General features: G+C 74.2%; 24 protein-coding genes. 7 read left to right on the top strand and 17 right to left on the bottom strand.

Going from position 1 to position 26,021, the window contains the following annotated elements:
• The first annotated feature begins 170 nt into the window (after positions 1-170).
• Together A6F73_RS19015 and mug are read left to right on the top strand one after the other, a co-directional pair.
• The gene (locus A6F73_RS19015) at positions 171-1,193 is read left to right on the top strand and encodes a phosphatase PAP2 family protein (RefSeq protein ID WP_063348911.1); all 1,023 of its coding nucleotides are present in this window, start codon (positions 171-173) and stop codon (positions 1,191-1,193) included.
• The gene (gene mug / locus A6F73_RS19010; protein WP_063351322.1) at positions 1,190-1,732 is read left to right on the top strand and encodes a G/U mismatch-specific DNA glycosylase; all 543 of its coding nucleotides are present in this window, start codon (positions 1,190-1,192) and stop codon (positions 1,730-1,732) included. The genes A6F73_RS19015 and mug overlap by 4 nt, the downstream gene beginning before the upstream one ends.
• 64 nt (positions 1,733-1,796) lie before the next feature.
• Here the strand turns inward: mug and A6F73_RS19005 are convergent, their stop codons facing one another.
• Complete coding sequence (locus A6F73_RS19005) at positions 1,797-2,708, bottom strand: sigma-70 family RNA polymerase sigma factor (RefSeq protein WP_063348910.1); 912 nt, start codon at positions 2,706-2,708, stop codon at positions 1,797-1,799.
• 73 nt (positions 2,709-2,781) lie between these two features.
• Here A6F73_RS19005 and A6F73_RS19000 point away from each other — a divergent pair, with 73 nt between their 5' ends.
• Positions 2,782-3,468: an NAD(P)H-dependent oxidoreductase gene (locus A6F73_RS19000; RefSeq protein ID WP_208869095.1), complete on the top strand. Its 687-nt coding sequence runs from the start codon at positions 2,782-2,784 to the stop codon at positions 3,466-3,468.
• A gap of 1 nt (position 3,469) precedes the next feature.
• On the opposite strand, the gene A6F73_RS18995 is transcribed toward A6F73_RS19000, so the two are convergent.
• Complete coding sequence (locus A6F73_RS18995; protein ID WP_063348909.1) at positions 3,470-4,426, bottom strand: M48 family metalloprotease; 957 nt, start codon at positions 4,424-4,426, stop codon at positions 3,470-3,472.
• Between the two features lie 3 nt (positions 4,427-4,429).
• On the bottom strand, positions 4,430-4,855 hold the full coding sequence (locus A6F73_RS18990) for a BlaI/MecI/CopY family transcriptional regulator (RefSeq protein WP_063348908.1): 426 nt from the start codon (positions 4,853-4,855) through the stop codon (positions 4,430-4,432).
• A 225-nt stretch (positions 4,856-5,080) separates the two neighbouring features.
• Here A6F73_RS18990 and A6F73_RS18985 point away from each other — a divergent pair, with 225 nt between their 5' ends.
• On the top strand, positions 5,081-5,587 hold the full coding sequence (locus A6F73_RS18985; RefSeq protein WP_244293438.1) for a hypothetical protein: 507 nt from the start codon (positions 5,081-5,083) through the stop codon (positions 5,585-5,587).
• A 65-nt stretch (positions 5,588-5,652) separates the two neighbouring features.
• Here A6F73_RS18985 and A6F73_RS18980 read toward each other — a convergent pair whose 3' ends face one another.
• Positions 5,653-6,558 carry a DMT family transporter gene (locus A6F73_RS18980; protein ID WP_079135811.1) on the bottom strand — a complete coding sequence of 302 codons (906 nt, stop codon included), beginning with the start codon at positions 6,556-6,558 and terminating at the stop codon, positions 5,653-5,655.
• On the opposite strand from A6F73_RS18980, the gene A6F73_RS18975 reads away from it, so the two are divergent.
• The gene (locus tag A6F73_RS18975; RefSeq protein WP_079135810.1) at positions 6,557-8,011 is read left to right on the top strand and encodes a PLP-dependent aminotransferase family protein; all 1,455 of its coding nucleotides are present in this window, start codon (positions 6,557-6,559) and stop codon (positions 8,009-8,011) included. The genes A6F73_RS18980 and A6F73_RS18975 overlap by 2 nt on opposite strands.
• 63 nt (positions 8,012-8,074) lie before the next feature.
• On the opposite strand, the gene htpX is transcribed toward A6F73_RS18975, so the two are convergent.
• From htpX to A6F73_RS18920, 11 genes are all read right to left on the bottom strand, one after another.
• Complete coding sequence (gene htpX, locus A6F73_RS18970; protein ID WP_063348905.1) at positions 8,075-8,938, bottom strand: zinc metalloprotease HtpX; 864 nt, start codon at positions 8,936-8,938, stop codon at positions 8,075-8,077.
• Between the two features lie 160 nt (positions 8,939-9,098).
• Entirely contained in the window at positions 9,099-10,670 is a 1,572-nt protein-coding gene (locus tag A6F73_RS18965; protein WP_063351319.1) for an NADH-quinone oxidoreductase subunit N, read from the bottom strand.
• Positions 10,671-10,726: 56 nt separating this feature from the next.
• Positions 10,727-12,283 (bottom strand): NADH-quinone oxidoreductase subunit M, encoded by a 1,557-nt coding sequence (locus tag A6F73_RS18960; RefSeq protein WP_063348904.1) that lies wholly within the window; start codon positions 12,281-12,283, stop codon positions 10,727-10,729.
• Positions 12,284-12,345: 62 nt separating this feature from the next.
• Positions 12,346-14,412, bottom strand: a complete 2,067-nt coding sequence (locus tag A6F73_RS18955) for an NADH-quinone oxidoreductase subunit L (RefSeq protein WP_063348903.1) — start codon at positions 14,410-14,412, stop codon at positions 12,346-12,348.
• Complete coding sequence (gene nuoK, locus A6F73_RS18950; protein WP_063348902.1) at positions 14,409-14,780, bottom strand: NADH-quinone oxidoreductase subunit NuoK; 372 nt, start codon at positions 14,778-14,780, stop codon at positions 14,409-14,411. Before nuoK ends, A6F73_RS18955 begins: the two co-directional genes overlap by 4 nt.
• Positions 14,780-15,559 (bottom strand): NADH-quinone oxidoreductase subunit J, encoded by a 780-nt coding sequence (locus A6F73_RS18945; protein WP_063348901.1) that lies wholly within the window; start codon positions 15,557-15,559, stop codon positions 14,780-14,782. Before A6F73_RS18945 ends, nuoK begins: the two co-directional genes overlap by 1 nt.
• A complete protein-coding gene (locus A6F73_RS18940; RefSeq protein WP_063348900.1) occupies positions 15,556-16,128 on the bottom strand; it encodes an NADH-quinone oxidoreductase subunit I in 573 nt (190 codons plus the stop codon). The genes A6F73_RS18945 and A6F73_RS18940 overlap by 4 nt, the downstream gene beginning before the upstream one ends.
• Complete coding sequence (nuoH, locus tag A6F73_RS18935; RefSeq protein WP_063351318.1) at positions 16,125-17,078, bottom strand: NADH-quinone oxidoreductase subunit NuoH; 954 nt, start codon at positions 17,076-17,078, stop codon at positions 16,125-16,127. The genes A6F73_RS18940 and nuoH overlap by 4 nt, the downstream gene beginning before the upstream one ends.
• A 2-nt stretch (positions 17,079-17,080) precedes the next feature.
• A complete protein-coding gene (locus A6F73_RS18930; protein WP_063348899.1) occupies positions 17,081-18,310 on the bottom strand; it encodes an NADH-quinone oxidoreductase subunit C in 1,230 nt (409 codons plus the stop codon).
• The gene (locus A6F73_RS18925; protein ID WP_063348898.1) at positions 18,307-18,942 is read right to left on the bottom strand and encodes an NADH-quinone oxidoreductase subunit B; all 636 of its coding nucleotides are present in this window, start codon (positions 18,940-18,942) and stop codon (positions 18,307-18,309) included. Before A6F73_RS18925 ends, A6F73_RS18930 begins: the two co-directional genes overlap by 4 nt.
• The gene (locus A6F73_RS18920) at positions 18,933-19,349 is read right to left on the bottom strand and encodes an NADH-quinone oxidoreductase subunit A (protein ID WP_063351317.1); all 417 of its coding nucleotides are present in this window, start codon (positions 19,347-19,349) and stop codon (positions 18,933-18,935) included. The genes A6F73_RS18925 and A6F73_RS18920 overlap by 10 nt, the downstream gene beginning before the upstream one ends.
• A gap of 354 nt (positions 19,350-19,703) precedes the next feature.
• On the opposite strand from A6F73_RS18920, the gene A6F73_RS18915 reads away from it, so the two are divergent.
• Entirely contained in the window at positions 19,704-20,873 is a 1,170-nt protein-coding gene (locus A6F73_RS18915) for a sensor histidine kinase (RefSeq protein WP_063351316.1), read from the top strand.
• Positions 20,874-20,993: 120 nt separating this feature from the next.
• Here the strand turns inward: A6F73_RS18915 and A6F73_RS18910 are convergent, their stop codons facing one another.
• Complete coding sequence (locus tag A6F73_RS18910; protein WP_244293649.1) at positions 20,994-22,052, bottom strand: trypsin-like peptidase domain-containing protein; 1,059 nt, start codon at positions 22,050-22,052, stop codon at positions 20,994-20,996.
• Between the two features lie 236 nt (positions 22,053-22,288).
• On the opposite strand from A6F73_RS18910, the gene galE reads away from it, so the two are divergent.
• The gene (gene galE, locus A6F73_RS18905) at positions 22,289-23,275 is read left to right on the top strand and encodes a UDP-glucose 4-epimerase GalE (RefSeq protein WP_063348897.1); all 987 of its coding nucleotides are present in this window, start codon (positions 22,289-22,291) and stop codon (positions 23,273-23,275) included.
• A gap of 49 nt (positions 23,276-23,324) precedes the next feature.
• Here galE and A6F73_RS18900 read toward each other — a convergent pair whose 3' ends face one another.
• Positions 23,325-25,736 carry a PQQ-binding-like beta-propeller repeat protein gene (locus tag A6F73_RS18900; RefSeq protein ID WP_063348896.1) on the bottom strand — a complete coding sequence of 804 codons (2,412 nt, stop codon included), beginning with the start codon at positions 25,734-25,736 and terminating at the stop codon, positions 23,325-23,327.
• Between the last annotated feature and the right edge of the window lie 285 nt (positions 25,737-26,021).

Here is a 26,021-nt window from a genome sequence, read left to right as displayed (position 1 = left end):
ACCCTTCACCACCGAGGACTACACCCCGCACGAGCTGGGCTTCGTCTCATGACGGGGCCGCCACCCCGCTGCTCCGCCGTCAGAACGGCAGCCCGGCTGTGCGATTTTCTTACGAGGCGGTCATGGTTCACCCAGCGTCCTCCAAGTTTGCGTTGGTAGTTTCGGTGAGCATGACCAAGCTGCTCAGCCCGGCCCCGCCCACCCCGGCGCGGGCCGGGCGACTGCGACCCCTGACCGCCCGCCCCCGTCGTACCGGTCTGTCGAGACTCCGGCTGCTGGCCTGGCCGGTCTACCTGACCGCGCTCGTCTGGTTCCTGCGCACCCAGGGCATGGCCTTCGCCAACGACGTGGTGTTCCTGTGGCTGATCGGTGCCCTGCTGACGGCGGCCGTGCACAGCGGGCACGGCCGCCGCGGCTTCCTGCTGGTGCTGCGCGACTGGGTGCCGGTGATGGCCGCGGTCTGGACGTACTCGCTGCTGCGCGGCTACGGCGCGCACACCCCGTGGGCCCCGCACTGGCTGCCGCAACTGCGCGCCGACGAGGTGCTCGGCTTCGGCGAGACCTGGACCGTCCGGCTCCAGCACGCGCTGTGGACGCCCGGCTCGCCGCACTGGTACGACTACGCGGCGACCGTCGTCTACCTCTCGCACTTCTTCCTGGTCTTCGTCCTGCTCGCGGTGCTCTGGCGGCGCCGGCACGACCGGTTCCGCCAACTGCTCGCCTGCTACCTGCTGCTCACCTTCGCCGGCTTCGCCACGTACCTGCTCTACCCGGCCGACCCGCCGTGGCTGGTCGCCCAGGAGGGCCACCTGCCGGGGCTCACCCGGGTCGTGTGGGACGTGATCTCCACCAGCGGGCTGCCGCAGGCCAACTCGCTGGTCGAGAACGGCAGCCAGTTCGCCAACGACGTCGCCGCGATGCCCTCGCTGCACTCCGCCTACCCGGCGATGCTGCTGTTCTTCTTCTGGCCGACGGCCCGCCCCTGGCTGCGGGCGCTGCTGGTCGCCTATCCGCTCGCGATGGCGTTCACCCTGGTGTACGGCGCCGAGCACTTCATCGTGGACATCTTCGCGGGCTGGGCGTACGCGGCGGTGGTGGTGTTGGGCCTGCGCCGGCTGCGGAACCGGCGTACCCGGCTCATCAGGGAGCGGGCAGACTTGGCCGGGTGCCGAACCAGCCCCTCCCTCCCGTGAAGCCCACCGCCGAACAGCTCCAGGCGGCCAAGGACACCACCATCCCGGACGTCACCGGGCCCGGACTGCGGGTGCTGTTCTGCGGCATCAACCCGGGCCTGTGGTCCGGCGCCACCGGGCACCACTTCGCCCGCCCTGGCAACCGCTTCTGGCCCGCCCTGCACCGTTCCGGCTTCACCGCGCGCCAGTTCCGCCCGGACGAGCAGGGCGAACTGCCCGCGCTCGGCCTGGGCATCACCAACGTCGCCCCGCGCACCACCGCCAAGGCCGACGAACTGACCGCCGAGGAACTGCGCGAGGGCGGCGCCGCGCTCACCGAGCGCGTGCTGCGGCTGCGCCCGCGCGTCCTGGCCGTGCTCGGCATCGGCGCCTACCGGACGGCCTTCGGGCAGCGGCGGGCCGCGATCGGCCGCCAGCCGGAGGGCATCGGCGACACCGCGGTGTGGGTGCTGCCCAACCCGAGCGGGCTCAACGCGCACTACACGCTGGACGCGCTGGCCGCCGAGTTCCGCCGGCTCCGGGACACCCTGGACGGCTGACGGCTGAGGACTGAGGGCTGACAGCTGACGGCTGACGGCCGCCGGATCCAGTGGCACGACCCGGTCACTCCGGCAGCACGGCCAGCTCCAGGGCGGCCAGCCGCGCCGGGTCGGCGACCACCTCGTAGCCGGCCACCCGGCCGTCCGCCACCGCCACCCGCAGCACCAGCCGCAACCGCCCGCCCGGGGCGATCACGATCCCCGGCACCCCGTCCACCAGCGCCACCGCGCCGAACCGGGCCCGCCGGCCGAACACCGTCGTCTCCCGGGCCACCGTCTCCGCGCCCCGGGCCACCAGGGAACGCCCGGCCGGCAGCGCGGCCGGATCGGCCCGACGCACCACGTCCGGCGCCAGCACCGCCAGCAGCGCGGCCAGGTCCCCGCCCCGGGCGGCGGACAGGAACGCCTCCACCACCCGCCGGTGCCCGGCCAGCCGCTCCGGCGGCAGCGCGGCCGCCCCGCGCACCCGCTGCCGGGCCCGGCTGGCCAGCTTCTTGGCGGCCGCCGGGCTCCGGCCGACGATCGGCGCGATCTGCTCGAACGGCACCGCGAAGCCGTCGTGCAGCACGAAGGCGACCCGCTCGGCCGGCCCCAGCCGATCCAGCACGACCAGCAGCGCCCGGCCCACCGAGTCGACCAGCAGCGCCTCCCGCTCCGGATCCGCTCCCTCGGCCCCCGCGTCGGCCCCCGCGCCGGCCACCAGGGCCGGCAGGCCGTCCGGCAGCGCGTCTCCGGCCGGTTCCTCACGGCGCACCGCGCGGGCCCGCAGCACGTCCAGGCAGATCCGCGACACCACCGTGGTCAGCCAGCCCGGCAGGTTGTCCACCTCGTCCGGGCCGGCCCGGTCCAGCCGCAGCCATGCCTCCTGGACGGCCTCCTCCGCCTCCCCCGTCGACCCGAGCATCCGCTGGGCGACCGCCCGCAGCCGCCCCCGCTCGGCCTCGAACCGCGCCGCCAGCACCTCGTCCCGGTCCATCGGTCACCTTTCCTCGGCCCCGCCCGTCACACCGATGACGATCCACCCAGCACCGAAGTGACGGGAGAACGCTGTGACCACCACCACCCTGCTGCACCTGGACTCCAGCATCAGCCTCGGCGACTCGGTCAGCCGCGCGCTGACCGCCCGGTTCGCCGCCGCCTGGCGCGCCCGGCACGGCACCGCCGGCCGGTACGTCTACCGGGACCTCGCCGCCGAACCGGTCGCCGCGATCGGCGCCGGGTACGCCCTGCTCGGCCGCCGCGTCGAACGCAAGGGGACCATCCCGGCCTCCGACATCGCCGCCCTCGCCGAAGGCCCGGACGAGGAACACGAGTGGTCCCTCACCCACCCGCTGATCGACCGGCTGCTCGCCGCCGACACCGTGCTGCTCGGCGTGCCGATGTACAACCTCACCGTCCCGGCCGTGTTCAAGGCCTGGATCGACCGGATCAGCTTCCCCGGCGTCTTCACCGACCCGGCCACCGGCGAGAGCCTGCTGCGCCGCACCCGGGTCGTCGTCGCGGCCGCCCGCGGCGGCGGCTACGGCCCCGGCACCCCGCGCGAGGCCTTCGACTTCCAGACCCCGTACCTGCGGGCCTACTTCGCCAGGCTCGGCGTCCCGGCCGAGCACCTGCACATCGTCCCGGCCGAACTCACCCGCGCCGACGACATCCCCGCCCTGGCCGGGCTGCAGCCGCTCGCCGCGAAGTCCCTGGCCGACGCCGAGGCCGCCCTGGACGCGCTCGCCACCGCCTGATCTACAGCGGGGTGACGGCCTTCAGCACCACCAGCAGGGCCACGGCGGCGTTGAGCGCGCACAGCGCCGACGCCGCCGTACCGGCCGCGGCGACCATCGCGGCCAGGCCCGCCCGGGTCTTCGCCGGGGGCCAGTTGCGGGACGTCGGCACCGGGCCCAGCAGTGCGGCGACCCGGCGCGGCACCGGGCCGGGCGCGGGTGCCGGGGCGGCGAAGGCCGCGAAGCCGGGCGCCGGCGCCGCGTGCGACACCAGGGCCGCCCGGGCCACCGCCCGCGCGGTGATCCGGCGGTCCCCCACCTCCTGGGCCGACTCCTCGTCCGCCCAGCGCTCCGCGCTGAACGCCACCGCGTACTGCAACGGCCGCAGGAACGGGTTGACGCAGGCGGCCAGTTGGGTGGTCAGCAGGTACCGGTGGTGGCGGTGGCGCAGGTGCGCCCGCTCGTGCGCGAGCAGCGCCTCCCGCTCGTCCTCGGGCAGCCCGGCCAGCATCCCGGTGGAGACCACCACCCGCCCCGGCGAACCGGGCAGCGCGTACGCGTACGGGCTGCGGTCCGGCAGCACCGCGAGGTCGCCGGCCGACTCCGGCCCCGCCGGCAGCCCGGTCAGCGCCCGCCGGGCCCGGGAGCGCACCCGCAGGTGCCGGCCGACCGTCCGGACACAGGCCGCGGCCACCAGGACCAGCAGCCACATCGCGGCCGTCCCGAACGTCTCGTGGTACGGCAGCGCGGCCCGCACCTCCGGGTCGGACCAGCTGTCCGGCAGCGGGTTGCCGGGGATCTGCGCGGTGCCCACCACGCCGATCAGGCCGAGGCAGAGCACACTGCACACCGCCATCACCGCGCTGATCACGGTCATCAACCGGGCCGCACCGCGCGGGTGCAGGTGCTGCTCGGTGAGACGCGCGATCGGCACCGCGGTCAGCGGCAGGATGAGTGGGAGGAAGACGAAGAAGCCCACGGGTCAGCTCTCACGGTCGGCCGCTGCCGGATCGACGGACGCGGCGTCCAGCAGCGCCCGCAGCAGGTCCTCGTCGTGCGGGAGCAGCGCGCTCACGAAGCTGGCCAGGACGGCGTCCCGGTCCGCTTCTCCGTCGAGCATCCGGCGCATCCGCAGGGCCGCCAGCCCGGCCGCGTCGGAGGAGGCCTGCCACAGGTAGGAGCGGCCCGAACGGGACCGCGAGACGGCGCTCTTGGCATGCAGCCGGGACAGGATGGTCATCACGGTGGTGTACGCCAGGTCGCCCTCCAGGCGCTCCTGGACCCACCCCGCGGTGGCCGGGCCGGGCGCCTGCTGGAGCACAGCGAGCACCTGTGCCTCCAACTCGCCCTGGCCGCGCCGTCTGACGGGCGCTTCCGCGGCCGCCGAGGCGTGCCTCTCGTCTGCCATGACGGCCCACTCCCTCCGGATGTCGCGCCCCGTAGCCGGCGGGGCACGCGTTCATCCTAACGAGCGCGGGCCCGGCGCGAACCGGTTCGCGCCGGGCTTCCCGCCTCCACCGCCCTCGACGCGTCGCTCGAACGGCCCAGGCCCGGTTGCCCGGCGCCCCGGCCCGGCGGACGGTCGAAGTCCGTACGGTCCGCCCGTAGGCCTGTTCGGCCCCTGGAGGAGTCCATGAGCAGCCCGTCGCCCGACCCCGCGCAGCCGGAGCAGCCCCCGCGCACCGGCCCCGAACAGCCCGGGCAGACCTGGCGCACCACCCCCGGCACACCGCAGCCGACGCCGGGCAACGAGTTCCGCGACTGGGCGCCCGGCCTGGTGATGTTCGCCGGTGTGCTGATGCTGATCAACGGCATCATGGAGGCCCTCCGGGGCATCATGGCGGTCTCCAACGACGACCTCTTCGTCCACACCCCCCGCTACGTCTTCCGGTTCGACCTCACCGGCTGGGGCTGGGTCCACATCGTCGTCGGCGTGCTGGTCGCGGTGACCGGCGCGTTCCTGCTCAAGGGCGCCGCCTGGGCCCGCTACGCCGGTATCTTCTTCACCTCGCTGAGTGCCCTCGACAGCTTCCTGGTCCTGCCGTACTTCCCGCTCTGGTCGCTCGTGGTGATCGCACTGGACGTCTTCATCATCTGCGCGCTCTGCGTCTACCGCCCCCAGGAGGGCACCACGCTCTGACGCCCCGGTGGTCCACGCGCCCGGACCCGTCTCAGGTCCGGACCCGCCTCAGGCCCGGACCCGTCTCAGGTCCGGGCCCGCTGGGTGACCGCGATGCAGACCAGCACCACCACCGCCGTGACGGGTGCGGCCGCCGGCAGGTCCTCGCCCAGCAGCAGCACCGACCAGACCAGCGTCAACAGCGGCTGCGCGAGCTGCAGTTGGCTGGCCCGCGGCACCCCGATCTCCGCCATCCCCCGGTACCAGAGCACGAACCCGCCGAACTGCGACACCGCCGCCGTGTACGCCAGCCCGGTCAGCGCCTTCGCCCCGAGGTGGACCGGCTCGGCGGGCAGCGCGAGGGCCGCGGTCAGCAGCGTCACCGGCAGCGCGGCCACCACCGCCCAGGCGATCACCTGGGCTCCCGGCAGGTCCCGGGAGAGCCGCCCGCCCTCCGCGTACCCGGCCGCGCAGATCGCCACCCCGACGAACAGGAGCAGGTCCGCGACGGTCGGCCGACCGTGGCTCTGCAGCAAGGTGAAGCCGAGGACGGCCGCCGCCCCCGCCACCGCCGCCGCCCAGAACGCCCGGGACGGCCGACGGCCGGTGCGCAGCGCCGCGCACACCGCGGTGGCCAGCGGCAGGACACCGATGACCACCGCCGAGTGGGCCGTCGAGGAGGTCCGCAGGGCGAGCGTGGTCAGCAGCGGGAAGCCCAGCACGCAGCCGCCCGACACCACCAGCAGGGCGGGCCAGTGCCGCCGCTTCGGCAGCGGGGCGCCGACGGCCACCAGGTAGAGCGCGGCCAGAACTCCCGCCAGGGCGCCGCGCAGCCCGGTCGCGGTCCACGGGCCGAAGCCTTCCAGGGCCCACGCGGTCGCGGGGAAGCTGAAGGAGAAGGAGGCCACCCCGAGGGCGGCCAGGGCGGTGCCGGAGGCGGGGCTTCGCGGTGCTACCGCCGACGGGCGGGTAGCGCTATCTTGTGCCGTCATGAACGAGCGTAGCAGTGTGACCGAACTCGCCGACAGGCTGCGACGAGAGGTCGAGCGCTACCCGGAGGGGCGAAAGCTGCCCTCCAGCCGGGTGCTGGTGGAGCGCCACCAGGTCAGCCCGGTGACGGTCTCCCGGGCCATCGCGGTCCTCGCGGCCGAGGGCCTGGTGGTCTCCCGGCCGGGCGCCGGGGTGTTCCGCGCGGCGGCCTTCGCCGGGCGCCCGGCCGGCACCGCCGCGCCCGCCGCCCGTCCCGGCGACCTCTCCTGGCAGGAGGTCGCGCTCAGCGCCGACTCCGACCCCCGCGACCTGCTGGCCGCCCCGGTGTTCGCCACCCTCCGCGTCCCCCCGCCCGACGTCATCGACCTCAACAGCGGCTACCCGCACGCCTCGCTGCTGCCCGAACGCCTGCTGGCCACCGCCCTCACCCGGGCCGGCCGGCGCCCGGGCGCCTGGAACCGGCCACCCACCGACGGCCTCACCGAGTTGCGCGGCTGGTTCGCCCGCGACATCGGCGGCACCGGCGGGCCGATCGGCGCCGGGGACGTCCTGATCACCTCCGGCGGGCAGGGCGGGCTCACCGTGGCCATGCGCTCGCTCGCCGCGCCCGGCGCGCCCGTCCTGGTGGAGTCGCCGACCTACTCGGGCATCCTGGCGGTCGTCCGCGCGGCCGGGCTGCGGCCCGTCCCCGTCCCGGTCGACGCCGACGGCGTGCGCACCGACCTGCTGGCCGACGCCTTCGAGGCCACCCGGGCGCGGGTCTTCGTCTGCCAGCCACTGTTCCAGAACCCGACCGGCGCGGTGCTCTCACCCACCCGGCGCTCCGAGGTGCTGCGGATCGCCCGGGCGGCCGGCGCCTTCGTCGTCGAGGACGACTTCGCCCGCCTGCTCGTCCACGCGGACGCCCCCGCGCTGCCGCGCCCGCTCGCCGCCGACGACCAGGACGGGGTCGTGGTGCACCTGCGGTCGCTGACCAAGGCCGCCTCGCCCAACCTGCGGGTCGGCGCGCTCACCGCGCGCGGCCCGGCCCTGGCCCGGCTCCGGGCCACCCAGGTGGTGGACAGCTTCTTCGTGCCCCGGCCGCTCCAGGAGGCGACGCTGGAGCTGGTCGCCGACCCCGGCTGGGCCCGCCACCTGCGCGCCCTCGGGGCGGAACTGCGGACCCGCCGCACCGCCACCGTCGCCGCCCTGCACCGCGAACTCCCCGGCCTGCTCGGCACCTACCGGCCCGGCGGCTACCACCTGTGGCTGCGGCTCCCGGACGGCGTCGACGACGCCGCCCTCACCGCCGCCGCCCTGCGCGCCGGCGTCCAGGTCACCCCCGGCCGCCCGTACCACGCCGCCGAACCCCCGGCCCCGCACCTGCGCCTCAGCTACGCCGCCGCCGAGAGCTCCGCGCACGCCGTCGAGGGGATCCACCGCCTCCGCCGGGCCTACGAGGACCTGCCGGCCTGACCTCCGGCCCCGCGCGGAGCGGGCCTCAGCGCCCGTAGCAGGTCTCAGCGCCTGTGGCAGGCCTCAGCGCCCGTAGCCCGCCATCCGCTCCAGCCGGGCGATGCGCTCCGCCATCGGCGGGTGGGTGGAGAAGAGCCGGGCGCCGGCCTCGCCGGGGCGGAAGGGGCTGGCGATCATCATGTGGCTGGCGGTCTGGATCTGCGGCTCCGGCGGGAGGGGCAGCCGGCGGGTGCCGGCGTCGAGCTTGCGCAGGGCGCCGGCCAGGGCGAGCGGGTCGCCGGTGATCCGGGCGCCGTCGGCATCGGCCTGGTACTCGCGGGAGCGGCTGACGGCCAGCTGGATGAGCCCGGCCGCCAGCGGGCCGAGGATCATGATGGCGAGCATGCCGAAGAGGCCGGGCCCGTCGTCGTCGTCGCCGCGGCCGAAGGGGATCAGCCAGGCGAAGTTCACCAGGAACATCACCACCGAGGCGAGCGCCCCGGCGACCGAGGAGATCAGGATGTCCCGGTTGTAGACGTGGCTCAGCTCGTGCCCGAGCACGCCCCGCAGCTCGCGTTCGTCCAGCAGCTGCAGGATGCCGTCGGTGCAGCAGACGGCCGCGTTGCGCGGGTTGCGGCCGGTGGCGAAGGCGTTCGGCGCGGGGGTCGGGGAGATGTAGAGGCGCGGCATCGGCTGGCGGGCCGCGGTGGAGAGCTCGCGGACGATCCGGTAGAGCCGCGGCGCCTCGATCTCGCTGACCGGCCGGGCCCGCATGGCCCGCAGCGCGAGCTTGTCGCTGTTCCAGTAGGCGTAGGCGTTGGTGCCGAGGGCGACCAGCAGGGCGATCACCAAGCCGGTTCGGCCGAAGAATCCGCCGATCACCAAGATGAGCGCCGAGAGGCCGCCGAGCAGGACGGCGGTCCTCAGTCCGTTGTGCCGGCGGTGCACGTCAGGCCCTCCAATGGTGCGGTGGGGAAGCCCTTTCTGCCTCGTCCCTCTTGCCCGGTCAACGGGTGGGGGCCCGGGCCTTGTTCCCTTGTGACCGGCGTGACACCGCCGCGGCACCCCGCCGGGCCGGACCGCGACGGCCGGCCGGGCGGGTGCGCGCTCAGAACAGGCTTCCGCCGACGACCTGGAGGACCAGCTGCGGGGCGAAGGAGAGGACCACGGCCACCGAGGCGGTGAGCCCCAGCGTGGCGGTCAGGGTGGCTGGCAGCCGGCCTTCGGCCCCGGCCTCGCCGACCGGTGCGGCGCCCGGTGCGGCACCCTCCTCGGCACCCGGCGCCGGGGCGAACAGCCGGGTCGTCCAGAGCAGGTAGTAGTACAGCGCGACGACCACGTTGGCGGCCATCACGACGGCCAGCCAGCCCAGCCCGGCGTCGACGGCCGCGCGGAACACCACGACCTTGCCGAACAGGCCGATCACGCCCGGGGGCAGCCCGGCCAGGCAGAGCAGGAAGAAGGCGAGCGCGAGGGCCGTCCAGCGGCGCCGGGCGAACAGGCCGCGGAAGTCGTCCACGCTGGTCCCGGCCCGGCGGCCGACCGCCGCGACCACGCCGAACGCGCCGAGGTTCACCACGCCGTAGATCAGCGCGTACGCGGCGGTGGCGCCGAGCGGGTCGACCCCGGTGGGCGCGTAGCCGGCGGCGGCGAGCGGCACCAGCAGGTAGCCGGCCTGGCCGACGGACGACCAGGCGAGCAGCCGCACCGCGCTGTAGCGGGTGTCGAAGCGCTGGCGCAGCGCGCCGACGTTGCCCACCGTCATGGTGACGGCGGCCAGCACGGCGAGCGCCAGGCCCCAAGTGTGCGCGTACGGGCGGAAGGCGATGGTGGTGGCGAGCGCGAGGCCGGACAGGCCGGCCGCCTTGCCGACCACCGAGAGGTAGCCGGCCACCGGCAGCGGGGCGCCGATGTAGGTGTCGGGCACCCAGAAGTGGAACGGGACGGCGGCGACCTTGAAGGCGAAACCGACCAGGGTCAGCACGGCGCCCGCCTCGGCCAGCGGCTTGAGCTGCCCGGGGGCGTGTTCCAGGCCCTGGGCGACGGCGCCGAGGTGCAGGCTGCCGCTGGCCGCGTAGACGAAGCCGACGCCGAGCAGCATCACGGCCGTGGCGGTGACGGAGGAGACGAAGAACTTGAGCGCGGCCTCGGCGCCCCGGCCGTCCCGGCGCAGCGCGACCAGCGCGAAGGCGGGCAGCGAGGCGACCTCCAGCGCGATCACCATGGTGGCGAGGTCGCGGGAGGCGGGCAGCAGCGCGGCGCCGGTGGCGCTGGAGAGCAGCAGGAACCAGTACTCGCCGCCGGGCAGCTTCTCCTCCTCGACGGTGTGCGCGGAGAGCAGGGCGGCGATCAGCGCGCCGCCGAGGGCGAGCAGCTGGAACACCAGGGCGAAGTGGTCGGCGACGTACGAGCAGCCCGCGTTGTCAGACCCCCCTGCTACGTTCTGCACACAGAAGGTCGCCCGGGGTGATCCCTCGGTGAGGGGGAGGAGTGCGATGAGGGCGAGGGCGAGTCCGGCCGCGGCGAGGCGGCCGAGCCACTTCCGGTGCCGCTCGGGCAGGAACAGGTCGGTGAGCAGGACGGCGAGGGCGGCCACCGCGGCGATCAGCGGGGGCGCGATCGCCACCCAGTCCACGGACTGGATCAGGCTGCCCGGGTTGGCTACGGCGAGGGAGGTCACAGTGTGCTGCCCCGTGGAGTGAGGTCCGAGTGCGGCGATCTGGGCTCCGAGCACGGTCAGCCACCCCCGAGGAGGTGCTTGACGGCGGGGTCGGAGAGGCCGAGCAGGAGCGCGGGCCAGAGGCCGGCGAGCAGGGTGAGGGCGGCCAGCGGCGTCCAGCTGACGGCCTCGTACGGGCGCAGGTCGGCGACCTGGTCCACCGGGGCGGGCTGCTGGGGGTCGCCCATGCAGACGCGCTTGACCACGATCAGCAGGTAGGCGGCGGTGAGGAGGGTGCCGAGACCGGCCAGGACCATGTAGGTGACGAACGCGGGGCGCGACAGGCCGTCGGCCGGGTCGAACGCGCCGAACATGGCGAGCAGCTCGCCCCAGAAGCCGGCCAGGCCGGGCAGGCCGAGGCTGGCCACGGCGGCGAAGGCGAGCAGCGCGCCGATCCGCGGGGCGCGGCCGTACAGGGCGGCGCCGGTGGCGCCGGAGAGGGTGTCGAGGTCCGCCGTGCCGTAGCGGTCCTTGAGGGCGCCGACGAGGAAGAACAGCAGACCGGTGATCAGACCGTGGGCGATGTTGGCGAACAGCGCGCCGTTGACGCCCACCGGAGTGAGGGAGGCGATGCCCAGCAGCACGAAGCCCATGTGGCCGACGGAGGAGTACGCGATCAGGCGCTTGAGGTCGCCCTTGGCGCCGGGGCGGGCCAGCGCCAGACAGGCCAGTGATCCGTAGACGATGCCGACGGCGGCGAACGCGCCCAGGTAGGGGGCGAGCGTCGCGGTGCCGTCGGGCACGACCGGGAGGAGGACGCGGACCAGACCGTACGTGCCCATCTTCAGCAGCACGCCGGCGAGCAGCACCGAGCCGACCGTCGGGGCGGCGGTGTGCGCGTCCGGGAGCCAGCTGTGCAGCGGCCAGGCGGGGGCCTTGACCGCGAGCCCGACCATGATCGCCAGGGCGGCGATCACCTGGGTGGTGTGGCTCAGGCCGTTGCCGTGCGCGGCGGCCAGGGCCTGCATGTCGAAGGTGCCGGCCTTGCTGCCGATCAGCAGGAAGCCGAGCAGCATCACGGCCGAGCCGAGCAGCGTGTACAGGATGAACCGGTTGGCGGCCGGGGCCTTCGCCCCGCTCCCCCAGCGGGCGATCAGGAAGTACATCGGGATCAGCACGATCTCGAAGGCCAGGAAGAAGAGCAGGAGGTCCAGCACCGCGAAGGTGGCGAGCATGCCGACTTCGAGGAGGAGGAACAGCCCGACGAAGGCCTTCGCCGACGGCACGCTGTCCCCACCCGGCAGCCGCTTCTCCGAGTACAGCGCGCAGAGGAAGGTGAGCAGTGCGGTCAGCACGATCAGCGGCAGCGAGATGCCGTCCACGCCGAGGTGGAGGCGCACGTTGAGGGCCGGGATCCAGGACACGTCGGTGGTGGCCTGCATCCGGGCGGGCTCATCGTGGTCGAAACCGGCCGCCAAGGCGACGGTGAGCAGCAGCACCGCGCCGGTGACGACGCTGTTCAGCCGCAGCGCCCGCCGGTCGGCGGCGGCCGGCTCCCGGCCGAACACCGGCGCCAGGGTGAGCGCGGCGCCGAGCAGCGGCAGCACCAGGAGGGCGATGAGGACTGCGTTCATCGGGGGCTCCTACGGGCGGCGGTCGGAATCGGGAGAACCGGGGAGAGGGGGTACGGCATCCGCTACACCGCCACCAGGACGGCCAGCAGGACGACGCCGGCGAGCAGCGCGCTGAGGTAGGTCTGCGCGTTGCCGGTCTGCGCGAGCCGGACGGCCCGGCCGAGCAGGTTGGCGCCGGCCCCGCTGCCACGCACGTAGGTCTCGACGACCTCGCGGTCGAGGAAGCGGACCAGCCGGGCGGCGGCGGTCACCGGGCGGACGAACAGCGCGTGGTACAGCCGGTCGACGCCGAAGCCGTGCCGGGCCGGGCCGAACAGCGGGCCGAGCAGGGTGCGCCCGGGGTCGGCGACGATCACCTCGGCGATCGGAGCTCCGGCCTGCTCGGGCACCCGGCCGGCGTCGGCCGGGGCCGGGCGGCCGGTGGCCAGCCGCGCGGTCGCCGAGCGCCAGGCGCCGTACGCCGCGAGCACGCCGACCACGGCGAGCCCGGTGCCGATGACGGCGGTGACGGCCGAGGGGCGCAGCGAGCCGCCGTCCAGCAGCGCGGGCAGCCAGTCCGAGCGCAGGCCGGCGACGCCGAAGCCCATGGTCGGGATCGCCAGCACCCAGAGCGGCCAGCGCATCGCGGGCGGCTCGGCGGTGGCCGGGTCGGCCTCGTCGAGCTCGGGCGAGTACGGCGCGTCCGCCTCGTGCCCGGCCGCAGACGCCACGGCCTGCGGCACTGCGGCCTGCGACGCCCCGCCAGCCTGCGCCCCGGCAGCCTGCGGGCTGTGGAAGCTGACCAGGAAGAGCCGGGTCGCGTACGCGGCGGTGAGCAGCGCGGTGAGTCCGGCGGAGATCAGCACGATCCACCCGGCGGCCTCCGGCACGGCCGAGGCCGGGCCGAGCCCGTTGGTGAGCGCCTCGCCGTTGGCGGCATGCTCGGCGGCGGTCAGCACCGCCTCCTTGCTGAAGAAACCGGAGAACGGCGGCAGCCCGACCAGGGCGACGAGCGCGATGCCCATCGTCCAGTAGGCGTCCGGGACGCGCTTGCGCAGCCCGGGGATCCGGGACATCGCGGAGATCGAGTTGGTGTGCGCGGCGTGGATCACCACACCGGCGGCCAGGAACAGCAGCGCCTTGAAGGCGCCGTGGCTGACCAGGTGGAAGACGGAGGCCTCGCGGTCGCCGGTGGCCAGCGCCCCGGCCATGTAGCCGAGCTGGCCGACGGTGGAGTAGGCGAGCACCCGTTTGAGGTCGTCCTGGGCGAGCGCGCAGAGCGCCGAGCCGATCATCGTCACGGCGGCCATCACGGCCAGCACGACCAGCGCCGCGCCCGACAGCAGGAACACCGGCAGCAGCCGGGCGACCAGGTAGATGCCGGCCGCGACCATGGTGGCGGCGTGGATCAGCGCGGAGACCGGCGTCGGGCCGGCCATGGCGTCCGGGAGCCAGGTGTGCAGCGGGAACTGCGCGCTCTTGCCGGCCACCCCGGCGAGCAGCAGCAGGGCGATCAGCGTCGGGTGGCCGAGCCGCCCGTCGGTCGCGGCGGCCAGCACGTCGGGGATCCGGAAGCTGCCGGCGTCCGCGCCGAGCAGGAAGATCCCGAACAGGAACGGCACGTCGCCGAGCTTGGTGACCAGGAAGGCCTTCAGCGAGGCCGAGCGGGCGTCCTCGGTCTCCCAGTGGTGGCCGATCAGGAAGTACGAGCAGATGCCCATGACCTCCCAGCCGACCAGCAGCACGATCAGGTCGCCCGAGTAGACCACCAGGAACATCGCCGCGGTGAACAGCGAGACCAGCGCGGCGTACGACGGGTAGCGCGGGTCCTTCCTGAGGTACGCGGTCGAGTAGACCTGCACGCAGGTGGCGACCAGGCCGACCAACACGGAGATCAGCGAGCTGAAGCCGTCCAGGTGGAGGGCGAGCGCGATGTCCGGGCCACCGGTGGGGGTGAGCCGGGTGGCGGCGTCCAGCACCTGGCCGGTGCCGAGCTGGAGGGCGACGACCAGGGCGAGCACGGCCGAGACGGCGACCGGCACGATGGCCAGCGGCCGGGCCAGGCCGGGCGCCTTCTTGCCGACGGCCAAGGTCGCGGCGGCCCCGAGTGCGGGCAGCGCGGGGACGAGGGCGGGCAGGGCGAGGTTCATGCGGCGGCCTGGCCCTTCAGCGCCTCGGCTCCGGCCGGCGTCTCCTCGGCGAGCGGCTCCGCCGGATCGCCGAGCGCGGTGGCCCGGTCGATGTCCGCGGTGCCCCGGGCCCGGAACAGCAGCAGGACGATGGCGAGCCCCAGCCCGATCTCGGCGGCGGCGACGGTGATGGTGAACAGGGTGAGCGCCTGGCCGGCGTGCAGCGAGTCGCGCAGCCAGGTGTCGAAGGCGACCAGGTTGAGGTTGACGGCGTTGAGCATCAGCTCGACGGACATCAGGACCAGGACGGCGTTGCGCCGGGCGAGCACGCCGTACACGCCGATGCTGAACAGCAGCGCGGCGAGGACGACGGGGTAGGCGAGGTGCATCAGCTCTCCTCCGACGCGGACGGCGCGGACGGCGCGGACGGCGCAGCCTCTGCGGCCTTCGGGGCCGCCGGGGCCTCTGCGGCCTTCGGATCCGCCGCAGCCTCAGGGGCCGCCGGGTTCTCCGGCGCCGGCCGGGGCACGGTGGCGGCGACGGTCCCGTTCGAGCCCACCGGCCGGCCGGCGCGCAGCCGGCCCGCCCGGGGCGGCGGCACCCGCCGCGTCGACCCGCGCGACAGCACGATCGCACCGACCAGCGCCGCCAGCAGCAGCACGGAGAGGGCCTCGAAGGGCAGCACCCAGTGGCGGAACAGGCTCGCCCCGGTGACGGCGGCCGAGCCGCCCCCCGCGCCGAGGTCGATCCAGGAGGTCCGGAAGGCGTCGACGACCAGCGTCACCAGCGTCCCGGCCGAGGCGAGCGCCACGACCAGGGCCACCCAGCGGTTCTTGGAGTCGGCGTCCGGCGAGCGCCCGATCGGCGCCTTGGTGAGCATCAGCCCGAACAGCACCAGGACGATCACCGAGCCGAGGTAGATCAGCACCTGCACCCAGGCGATGAACTCGGCGGTGAGCAGCAGGAACTCCACCGCCAGCCCGCCCAGCGCGACCACCAGCCAGAGCGCGGCGTGCACCAGTTGCTTGGTGCTGACGGCGACCACGGCCGAGCCGAGCACGGCGATGCCGACCAGCAGGAAGACGATCTCCACCCCGGTCGGGGACAGGAACGAACGGGCGGCCGGCTCCAGCGAGCCGGTCGCCGCGAGCAGGGTGGCGGCGCTCACTGGGCCTCCCCCTCATCCGAGGCCACCGAGGCAGCCGCTGCGGCCGCTGCGGCGGCGGCCAGCTTGTCCGCCGTCTTGCGCGCGGTGGTGATCTCCTTGGGCTCCTCGGCCGCCGGGTCCAGCGCCGGCGGCGCCGGGACGGTCCACATCCACTCGCGGAGCTTGTCCCGCTCGTGGGTCAGCTCCAGGATGTCGGTCTCGGCGTACTCGAACTCGGGCGACCAGAACAGCGCGTCGAAGGGGCACACCTCGATACAGATCCCGCAGTACATGCAGAGCGAGAAGTCGATGGCGAACCGGTCCAGCACGTTGCGGGTGCGGGCCCGCGCGTTCGGCTCGGCGGCCGGCAGCGTCTCCTTGTGGGAGTCGATGTAGATGCACCAGTCCGGGCACTCGCGCGCGCAGAGCATGCACACCGTGCAGTTCTCCTCCAGCAGCGCGATGACGCCGCGCGAACGCGGCGGCAACACCGGCTGCACGTCGGGGTACTGCGCGGTGACGGTCTTCTTCGTCATCGTCCGCAGGGTCACGGCCAGGCCCTTGGCCAGGCCGGCACCGGGAAAACTCATGAGATCGCCACCTTGATGACGCCGGTCAGGGCCAGCTGGACGAGGGCGAGCGGGATCAGCACGGTCCACGCGAAGCGCATCAGCTGGTCCTCGCGCAGACGCGGGTAGGTGACCCGCAGCCAGATGACCACGAAGGCCAACGCGAAGGTCTTCAGGATCATCCAGAGCCAGCCGAGCTGGTCCGCCAGCGGGCCGTGCCAGCCGCCCAGGAAGAGCACCGCGGTCAGCGCCGACACCACCAGGATGCCCGCGTACTCGGACAGCAGGAACAGCGCGAAGCGCAGGCCCGTGTACTCGGTGTACGCGCCGAAGATGATCTCCGAGTCGGCGACCGGCATGTCGAACGGCGGGCGCTGGAGCTCGGCCAGGCCGGCCGTGAAGAACACGAACGCGCCGATGAGCTGCCAGGGCAGCCAGTACCACTCCCAGGCGTCCACGATCCCGGGCAGCGAGAGCGTGCCGGCGGCCATCGCCACCGAGGCCGCCGCCAGCACCATCGGCAGCTCGTACGACATCAGCTGCGCGGCCGTGCGCAGGCCGCCGAGCAGCGAGAACTTGTTCGCCGAGGCCCAGCCGGCCATCAGCTTGCCGATCACGCCGACGCCCATCACGGCCAGCACGAAGAACAGGCCGGCGTCGATCGCCTGGCCGACGAAGCCGTTCGGGCCGACCGGGATCGCCAGCAGCACGAAGAGGTACGGCAGCAGCGAGACGGCGGGCGCCAGCTGGAAGATCCGGCGGTCCGCCCCGGCCGGGACGATGTCCTCCTTCTGCGCGAACTTCACGCCGTCCGCGACGAGCTGCGCCCAGCCGTGGAAGCCGCCCGCGTACATCGGGCCGAGTCGGCCCTGCATGTGCGCCATGACCTTGTGCTCGGTCTGGCCGATGACCAGCGGGAGGGTGAGGAAGACGACCAGGGTGGCGACGCAGCGCAGCACCGTGTCGAGCAGGTTCACGCGCCGTCTCCGTCCTGGCCGGCCGGTCCGGCCGACGTCTCGTCCTGCTCACCCGCGGGCGCGGCGGGCTTCGCCGGCCCGGCGGGCGACTGCTCCTCGGCAGACTCCTCCGCAGGCTTCTCCACAGGCTTCGCGGGCTCGGCCGGTGTCTGCGACTCGGCCGGTGCCTTCGCCTCGGCGGGCTTCGCGGGCTCGTCGTGCGCGGGCACCGGGTTGTGCCAGGGCGCGTCCGAGGACCGGGTCCGCGGCGACGCCGAGCCCTCGGCCTTCGGCTCGGCAGGCGCAGCGGCCTCGGCAGCCTCGGCGGGCGCCGGCTCCGCAGCCTGGCTGACCGAGCCGTCGGACACCGACCTGACCCGGCGCGGCCGGTCCGCCCGCACCACGGGCGCCGCCTCGCCAGCGGCCGAAGCAGCAGCCGAACCAGCGGTCGGAGCAGCGTCCGGAGCAACGGCACCAGCAGCCTCGGCCCCCGCCTGACTCGCCGACCCCTCCGCCACCGTCCTGGTCCGCCGAGGCCGGTCCGCCCGCACCGCCGCCGCCGCGCCCTCGGCACCGGCAGCAGCACCGGCCCCAGCACCAGCAGCACCAGCAGCCCGGGGCGTCCGCCCGGCCGCGCCCGCCGCCCGCGCACCACGCGCGGGCCGCTCGGCGACCGGCGGCAGGGTGCCCTTCAGCGGCCCCCACTCGTTCGGGTCCGGCACCCCGGCCGGCTGCATCTTGCGCCGGGCGGGCCCGTCGCCGTGGTCCGACTCGCCCGGCTCCTTGGCTCCCGGCCAGGCCTTGGCGACCCGGGCCGCGAGCACGAACTCCTTGCGCAGCGGGTACCCCTCGAAGCCGTCCGGCAGCAGCAGGGTGGCGAGGTAGGGGTGTCCGGGGAAGTCGATGCCGAACATCTCGTGGGTCTCACGCTCGTGCCAGGCGGCGCCCGCGTAGACCGGGACGGCGGTGGGCAGCGCGGCCTTGTCCCGCGGCACCCGGGTGCGCAGCGCCAGGTGGCGCACGCCCGGGGCGTCGGCGGAGGCGAGGTGGGCGACCACGGAGAAGCCCTCGGCCAGTTCGTCGACGGCGCTCAGCCAGTCGAAGTAGCCCAGGCCGAGCGTGTCGCGGGCGTTGGTGAGCGCCTCGATCCAGTGCTCGGCGGGGACGTCGACGGTGACCAGCCCGTAAGCCTCGGCGCCGGTCGCCCACTCCCCGACCGACGCCGCGTACTGCTCGGCGGAAGTCATGAGGCCCCTCCCTCGGTCGAAGGCCCCGTCACCAGCGGGCGGCGCAGCGCCGCCGCGGGCGCGGCGTAGCGGTCGGGCAGCGACTCGGCGGCGATCTTCTCCTGGAGCTTGAGGATGCCCTGGAGCAGCGCCTCGGGCCGGGGAGGGCAGCCGGGCACGTAGACGTCGACCGGGATGATCTGGTCCACGCCCTTGGTCACCGAGTAGGAGTCCCAGTACGGGCCGCCGGAGTTGGAGCAGGCACCGAAGGAGATGACGTACTTCGGCTCGGGCATCTGCTCGTAGAGGCGCTTGACGGCGGGCGCCATCTTGTCGGTCACCGTCCCCGAGACGATCATCAGGTCGGCCTGACGGGGTCCGGGCGCGAACGGAATGACACCCATCCGGATGAAGTCGTGTTTGGCCATGGACGCGGCGATGAACTCGATCGCGCAGCAGGCCAGGCCGAAGTTGAAGCACCAGAGGCTGTAGCGGCGGCCCCAGTTGAGCACGACCTTGACCGGGTCGGGCGCGAGCCGGGCCAGCGGGCCGATGCCACGGCGCTCGACGGCGCCGGGGCGCGACGGGTCCGGGAGGCCGAGTGGGACCGGCCCGCCCTGGGCGCCGTGCGAGTGGGTGTGCGTCACGTCCATTCCAGAACGCCCTTCTTCCAGGCGTAGAGCAGGCCGACCGCGAGGAAGCCGATGAAGAGGAACATCTCGATCAGCGTTCCGGCGCCGTACCCGGCGGTGGCGAAGACCGTCGCCCACGGGAACAGGTAGATCGCGTCGACCGCGAAGATCACGTACAGGAAGGCGTACACGTAGTAGCGGATCTGGGTGTGCGCCCAGTCCTCGCCCACCGGGTCCACCCCGCACTCGTAGGCGAGGAGTTTCTCGGGCGAGTACACCACCGGCCGCAGCAGGCGGTTGGCCGTGAACGCCGCGGCGACGAAGAGCACCCCGACGACGGCCAGCAGGCCCATCGCGGCGTACGCGTCGAAGTAGCCGCCGCCGACCGCCGGGTCGGCCGCGACGGCAGCCGCATGCTGCCCCTCCATGCCTTCGCCCTCCACCTCGGCCGTGAACAACCCCTCAAGGCAGTTCTACGACGTTTCCTCGCACGGTCATAACCATGGCCAATGCGTGAGTCTAAGGGGACGGCTCCGCTCCGCCCGAACCCTGCCCGCTCCGCAAGACGTCCGGTGGACACTCCCGCGAGCACCGGGCAGTGGCCCGACGACCAGGACGGGGGTAGGGATAACCCCCGTCCCGGAAGATGTATCACCCCCATGGCATCTCCCGCCCCGGGTTCGGGAAGCTTGCTCCACCAGCTCGACCAAGAGGGACGGTAGATCCAGATGAAGCCGCTGCACCGCCGCACCGTGGATGCCATCAAGGAGCAGGACGCTCAGATGGTCCGCTCGCCGCTGTACGGCGCGCAGATGTGGCGGCAGGTCGGCCAGCTGCTGCTCAACCTGCCGCTCGGCGTCGCCGGCTTCACGCTCACCGCCATCACGCTCACGGCCGGCCTGGGGATGTCGATCACCGTGGTCGGCCTGCCGCTGCTGGCCGGCGGGCTGGCCGTCTCCCGCGCCCTGGGCGGGCTGGGCCGCTGGCGGGCCCGCGCGGCGTACGACTCCGCGATCCACGAGCCGGAGCCGGTGCAGCAGCGCCGGCCGGGGGTGGTGGGCTTCACCATCGCCCACCTGACCGACCTGCTGAACTGGCGCTCGGCGCTCTACAACGTGCTGATGCTGCCCTGGGGCATCCTGAGCTTCACGGTGGCCCTGGTCGCGGTCACCGTGATGTGGCCGGTGCTGCCCTGGGTGATCCGGGCGCTGGCGGCGGTCGACCGGATCCTGGTCGAGTCGCTGCTCTTCCCGGGCGCCCTGGCCGAGCGGGTGCGCGAGCTGGAGGACGACCGCGGCACGGTGGTCGACACCGCCGCCGCCGACCTACGCCGGATCGAGCGCGACCTGCACGACGGCGCCCAGGCCCGCCTGGTCGCGCTGGCCATGGACCTGGGCATGGCCAAGGAGCGGCTGCGCGAGGTCGAGACCGAGGACGACGTGGTGGCCGCCACGAAGATGGTCGACAACGCGCACGGCGAGGTGAAGCTGGCCCTCCAGGAGCTGCGCGACCTGGCCCGGGGCATCCACCCGGCGGTGCTCACCGACCGCGGCCTGGACGCGGCCCTGTCCTCGGTCGCCGCCCGCTGCACCGTCCCCGGCGGGGTCAAGGTGAACGTCGACCTGAAGGGGCCGGACGGCCAGGCCGAGCGCCCGGACTCGGCGGTCGAGGGCATCGCGTACTTCACCGTCAGCGAGCTGCTGACCAACGTCTCCAAGCACGCCGGCGCCCGCACCGCCTCGGTCGACGTCTGGCGCTCCGACAACCAGCTGATGGTGCTGGTCCAGGACGACGGCAAGGGCGGCGCCGCCCCCTACCCGGGCAGCGGCCTGGCCGGGCTGACCGAGCGGATCCGCGCGGTGGACGGGGTGCTCCTGGTACAGAGCCCGGAGGGCGGCCCGAGCAGCATCACCGTCGAACTGCCCTGGCGCACCCGCACCGCCCGCCGCTGAACCGGGGCGCGGCACGGCGCCGGGACCTCGTCGAGGAAGTGACGAGGTCCCGGCGCCGGTCCGGTGGGGCGGCCCGGTCCGCGGAGCCCTTGCGCGGCGTGCGGCCCGGCCGGCCGGGTCCTACGGGCTCTCCAGGGCGCCGAGGGTGACGTCGGCGGTCCGGCTGTTGCCGTCCCTGGTGTAGGCGACGGTGGCCTTGTCGCCCGGGGTGAGCGAGGCGAGCGCGGTGGTGAGCGCGTTCAGCGAGTCGACCGTGGCGTCCCCGATCTTGGTGATCACGTCGCCGGCCTGCATCCCCGCCGAGGCGGCCGGGCCGCCCGCGGTGACCGCCACGATGACCGCGCCGGCGGGCTTGAACTGCTGGTTGAAGCTGGTCCGGGCGGTGATGCCGAGCGCGGCCCGGCCGGAGTTGGTGACCTTGCCCTGCTTGATCAGCTGGTCGGTGATGTTGGTGATGGTGGACGCCGGGATGGCGAAGCCGATGCCGGGCGCGGCCGCGCCGTTGGCCTCGGGCTCCGTCGCCGCGAGCGTGTTGATGCCGATCACCTGGCTGTCCAGGTTGACCAGCGCGCCGCCGCTGTTGCCCGGGTTGATCGCGGCCGAGGTCTGCACCATGTTGCCGATGGTGGCGCCGGGCGAGCCGCCGCCCCTGGGTTCGGAGACGGTCCGTCCGGTGGCCGAGACGATGCCCTGGGTGACGCTGCTGGAGAGGCCGAGCGGGCTGCCCATGGCGAGGGTGATCTGGCCGAGCTGGACCTTGCCGGAGTCGCCGAAGGCGGCCGGCTTGAGGCCGCTCGGCGGGCTGCTCAGCTTGATCACCGCGAGGTCGGTGTCGGGGTAGCTGCCGACCAGGGTGGCGTCCAGCGACTTGGTGCTGTTGGCGAGGGTGACGGTGAAGGTGGTCGCGGTGCCCACCACATGGGCGTTGGTGACGATGTCGCCCTTGTCGTCGTAGACGATCCCGGAGCCGAGGCTGTCGCCGGTGGTGATCTGCACCACCGAGGGCAGCACGTCGGCGATGACCCGCTGGTAGTCGTCCTGCAACTGGTTCCCGTCGGCCGACCGCGCGGGGGCCGACGAGGCCGGCCTGGCCGAGCCGGAGCTCGACGGGGAGCCCGCGGCCTGCGAGGCGGACGAGGAGGAACCGCTGTTGCACCCGGCCAGCGCCAGCGCGGTCAGTACGGCCACCGCGCCGGGCACGAGCAACCGGCCGTGGGCCGTCCTGGGGCCGGTCGGCCGGGGCCCGGCCGGCAGGGGGCGGGCGTGTTCCTTCTTTCGGCTCACCTGACTGCCTCCGATTCGTCACCACGCTGAGAGCACGGAAATCTTTGTCAGCATTTCACCGATTTGTCCGATTTGATGGCTCGACTCGCCCGGCACTCACCACGGAAACCCGAACACCCTAGAATCGGCCCATGACTTGGTTGATCACCGGCGGTGCCGGATACATCGGCGGGCACGTCGTCCGCCAGCTGCTCGACGCCGGTGAGCGCGTCGCCGTCCTGGACGACCTCAGCACCGGCGACGCCTCCCGCCTGCCGGAGGGCGTCGCCCTGGTCGAGGGCTCCACCCTGGACCGGGCCGCCCTGGACGCCGCCATCCGCGAGCACGCGATCGAGGGCATCCTGCACTTCGCCGCCAAGAAGCAGGTCGGCGAGTCCGTCGAGCAGCCGTTCTTCTACTACCGGGAGAACATGATCGGCCTGCAGACCGTCCTGGAGGCCGCCGCCGAGGGCGGGGTCAAGCGCTTCCTCTTCTCCTCCTCCGCCGCCGTCTACGGCATGCCGGACGTCGACCTGGTCACCGAGTCGACCCCGTGCGCCCCGATGAGCCCGTACGGCGAGACCAAGCTGGCCGGCGAGTGGCTGGTCGCTGCGGCCGGGAAGGCCCACGGCATCTCCACCGTGGCGCTGCGCTACTTCAACGTGGCCGGTGCCGCCTCCCCCGAGCTGTCCGACACCGGGGTCTTCAACCTGATCCCGATGGTCTTCGAGCGGCTCACCGCCGGCGAGGCCCCGCGGGTCTTCGGCGACGACTACCCCACCCAGGACGGCAGCTGCGTCCGCGACTTCATCCACGTCTCCGACATCGCCTCGGCCCACGTCGCGGCCGCCAAGCGGCTGGCCGCCGACCCGGCCGGCGAGACCTCGCTGGTGCTCAACATCGGCCGCGGCGAGGGCGTCAGCGTCAAGGAGATGCTGGAGGTGATCGGCAAGGTCACCGGTTACGACACCACCCCCGAGGTGACCCCGCGCCGCGCCGGCGACCCCGCGCGGGTGGTGGCCTCGGCCGACCTGATCCGCCGCGAGCTGGGCTGGGGCGCCCGCCACGACGTGGCGGAGATGGTGGCCTCCGCGTGGGACGGCTGGTGCAGCCGCCACCCCGGGGCCCGCAAGGCCTGATCGGACGCGTCCGACGGCGGCGGGGCGCCCGCCCCGCCGCCGCGCCGGTTCAGCGCGCCGGGACGGCCGTGCCGTAGAAGGCGTCCAGCGCGTACACGCAGCGGTCCTTGGAGCCGACGAAGACCCGGCCGCCGACCGCGACCGGCGAGCCGGTCAGCTCGCCCTTGGTGCCGAGCTCCCAGCGCAGCTGACCGCTCGCCAGGTCCAGGGTGTGCAGCGAGTGGTCCCGGCTGCCCAGGTGCACCAGGCCGTCGGCCACCGCCGGGGAGCCGACGATCTCGCCGCGCGCCGTGTAGCGCCAGCGCTCCCGGCCGCTCGCCGCCTCGAAGGCGTACAGCACCCCGCCGCTGCCGACCAGCACCATGCCGTCCCCGACCACCACCGGCTCGGCGCCCTGGCGGTTGCCGGTGACCCCGCGCCAGCGGTCCCGGCCGGTGGCCGCGTCCAGCGCGTACACCGTCCCGAGGTAGTCGGCCACGTAGACCGCGTCGGCGTCCAGCGCGGGCGGGGTGAACAGCACCACCGGGGCCTCGAAGCGCCAGCGCTCGACCCCGCTGGCCGCGTCCAGCGCGTACACCCGGGAGCCGGCCGTCACGTACAGCACGCCGCCGCGCTCGACCGGGTGCGAGGGCACGTCCTCGCCGACCGGGAAGGACCAGCGCAGGCCGGCGCCGTGCGGGTCGATGCAGCGCAGCCGCCCGGCCCCGTAGTAGTAGGCCGCGCCGGCCACCAGGGCCGGTCCGGACTGCGGGTTCTCGTAGTCCTGCTGGGCGTCGTCGGCCCGCCACAGCTCGGCGCCGTTGGCGGCCGAGCGCAGCTGGACGCCGCCGCCGCGGACGCCGCAGCACAGCACCCCGTCGGCGGCGGAGAGCGAGTAGACCCAGCCGTCCAGTGAGGTGCGCCAGCGCTCGGTGCCGTCCGCGACGTCCACGGTGTACAGGTGCGGGCCGTCGGCCGCGTGCACCCGGCCGGCGTCCACCGCGAGCGCCCAGGCGACGTCCCGGGTCTTGTAGCGCCGCTCGCCGGAGGCGATGTCCAACGCGTGCACCTCGAAGCTGGAGACGAAGAGCGTGCCGTCGGCGACCACCGGGGTGCCCCAGACGTCGTTGGACATCCGGAACCGCCAGGGGCGCCAGCGGGCGGCCGGCGCCGGCGGCGGGGTGATCCGGCGGACCCAGTCGGTCTCGGCCGGGGCGGTGCCCGGGCCGGGCTGCTCGTGCTCGGCCCGCGGCCCGGGGCCTATCCGCACCGAGGCTCCGGACAGCCGCACCTCGACGGCCCCGCCGCCGCCCGGCGCGCGGTGCTTGTTGGGGGAGGCGATCTTCGCGGTCGGGATCTCGCCGTCGGACACCGGGCCCGGCCTCCGCCCGGTGTGCACCGGCCCGGACGGCGGCGGCGCGTGCCCCCCGCCCGGGTGGGTGCGCGGGTCGTCCAGGCCGGGGCGCTGCACCGGGACCGGCTGGTGCGGCTGCGGCGGCTGGTGGGGCTGGAGCGGGCCGGCCTGCGGCGGCCCGGCCGGGGGCGGCGGCGCGCCGCCCGGCAGCTGGACGGCCCGGGGCGGCGCGCTCGGGCGGCGGCCGCGCTTGCGCTCGATCAGCTCCAGCGCGTTCACGGGGAGCCAGTCGCCGACCTCGCCGGCGGCGTCGTCCCGGGAGAACAGGTGCGGGGCCAGTTCGGCCTGGATCTGCGCCGGGGTGGGCCGGTGCTCGGGCGAGGGCCGCATGCAGGCGCGGACCAGGTCCATCAGCTCGCGCGGCATCCCGGACAGGTCCGGCTCCTCGCGCAGCAGCTGGAACACCGTCTCGACCGGGTTGGAGCCACTGAAGGGCGGGTGCCCGGTCGCGCAGAACACCATCAGCGAGCCGAGCGAGAAGACGTCGCTGGCGCCCCGGACGTTACGGCTGTCCTTGGCCTGCTCGGGGGACATGTAGGCAGGGGTGCCGACCGCGACGTTGGTCATGGTGAGCCGGGTGCTGGAGACGCCGGAGGCGATGCCGAAGTCGATCACCTTCGGGCCGTCCTCGACCACCAGCACGTTGGAGGGCTTGAGGTCCCGGTGGATCAGCCCGGCCGCGTGGATGGACTGCAGCGCCTCGGCGATGCCCGCGATCAGCCAGCGGGTGGCGTCCACCGGCAGCGGACCGCACTCCTCGACCAGGTCCTCCAGCGAGGGGGCCGGGATGTACGCGGTGGCCAGCCAGGGCACCCGGGCGTCCGCGTCGGCGTCCACCACGGCCGCGGTGTAGAAACCGCCGACCGTCTTGGCCGCCTCGATCTCGCGGGCGAAGCGGACGCGGAACAGCTCGTCCTCGGCCAGTTCCCCCCGGACGGTCTTGATGGCCACCCGCCGGCCGGAGGCGGAGCGCGCCAGGTAGACCAGCCCCATCCCACCCGCGCCGAGCCGCCCCAGCACCTCGAAGGGCCCGATCCGCCTCGGATCGTGCGCCGTCAGCTGGTCCACTCCGCTGCCACCTCCCCGTTTTCCGCACCCGCCGCGTGGTGCCGGACCCGATTCTCCAATGCCGCCCGGCCCATCTCCAACCTCCCCCGCCCAGAGCCGACGGCCGCCCCGGGAGCGCCGCCGTCCGGCCGGTGATGACGGAACGGCCGGATTCTGACGCCCGTTCCGGCCGCGGCTTGCACCCGGACGCCCGGACCCTCCCCTTCGGCGCCGATCTTCCGACGCCGCCAGTCGTCACGCTCTGTCACTCGATCACCCCTCAGCGGACTCGCCGTCACGCTGTGG

The sequence above is a fragment of the Streptomyces sp. MJM8645 genome, from assembly GCF_001625365.1.
Classification (GTDB): domain Bacteria; phylum Actinomycetota; class Actinomycetes; order Streptomycetales; family Streptomycetaceae; genus Kitasatospora.
This window is presented reverse-complemented; position numbering and strand designations above follow the sequence as displayed.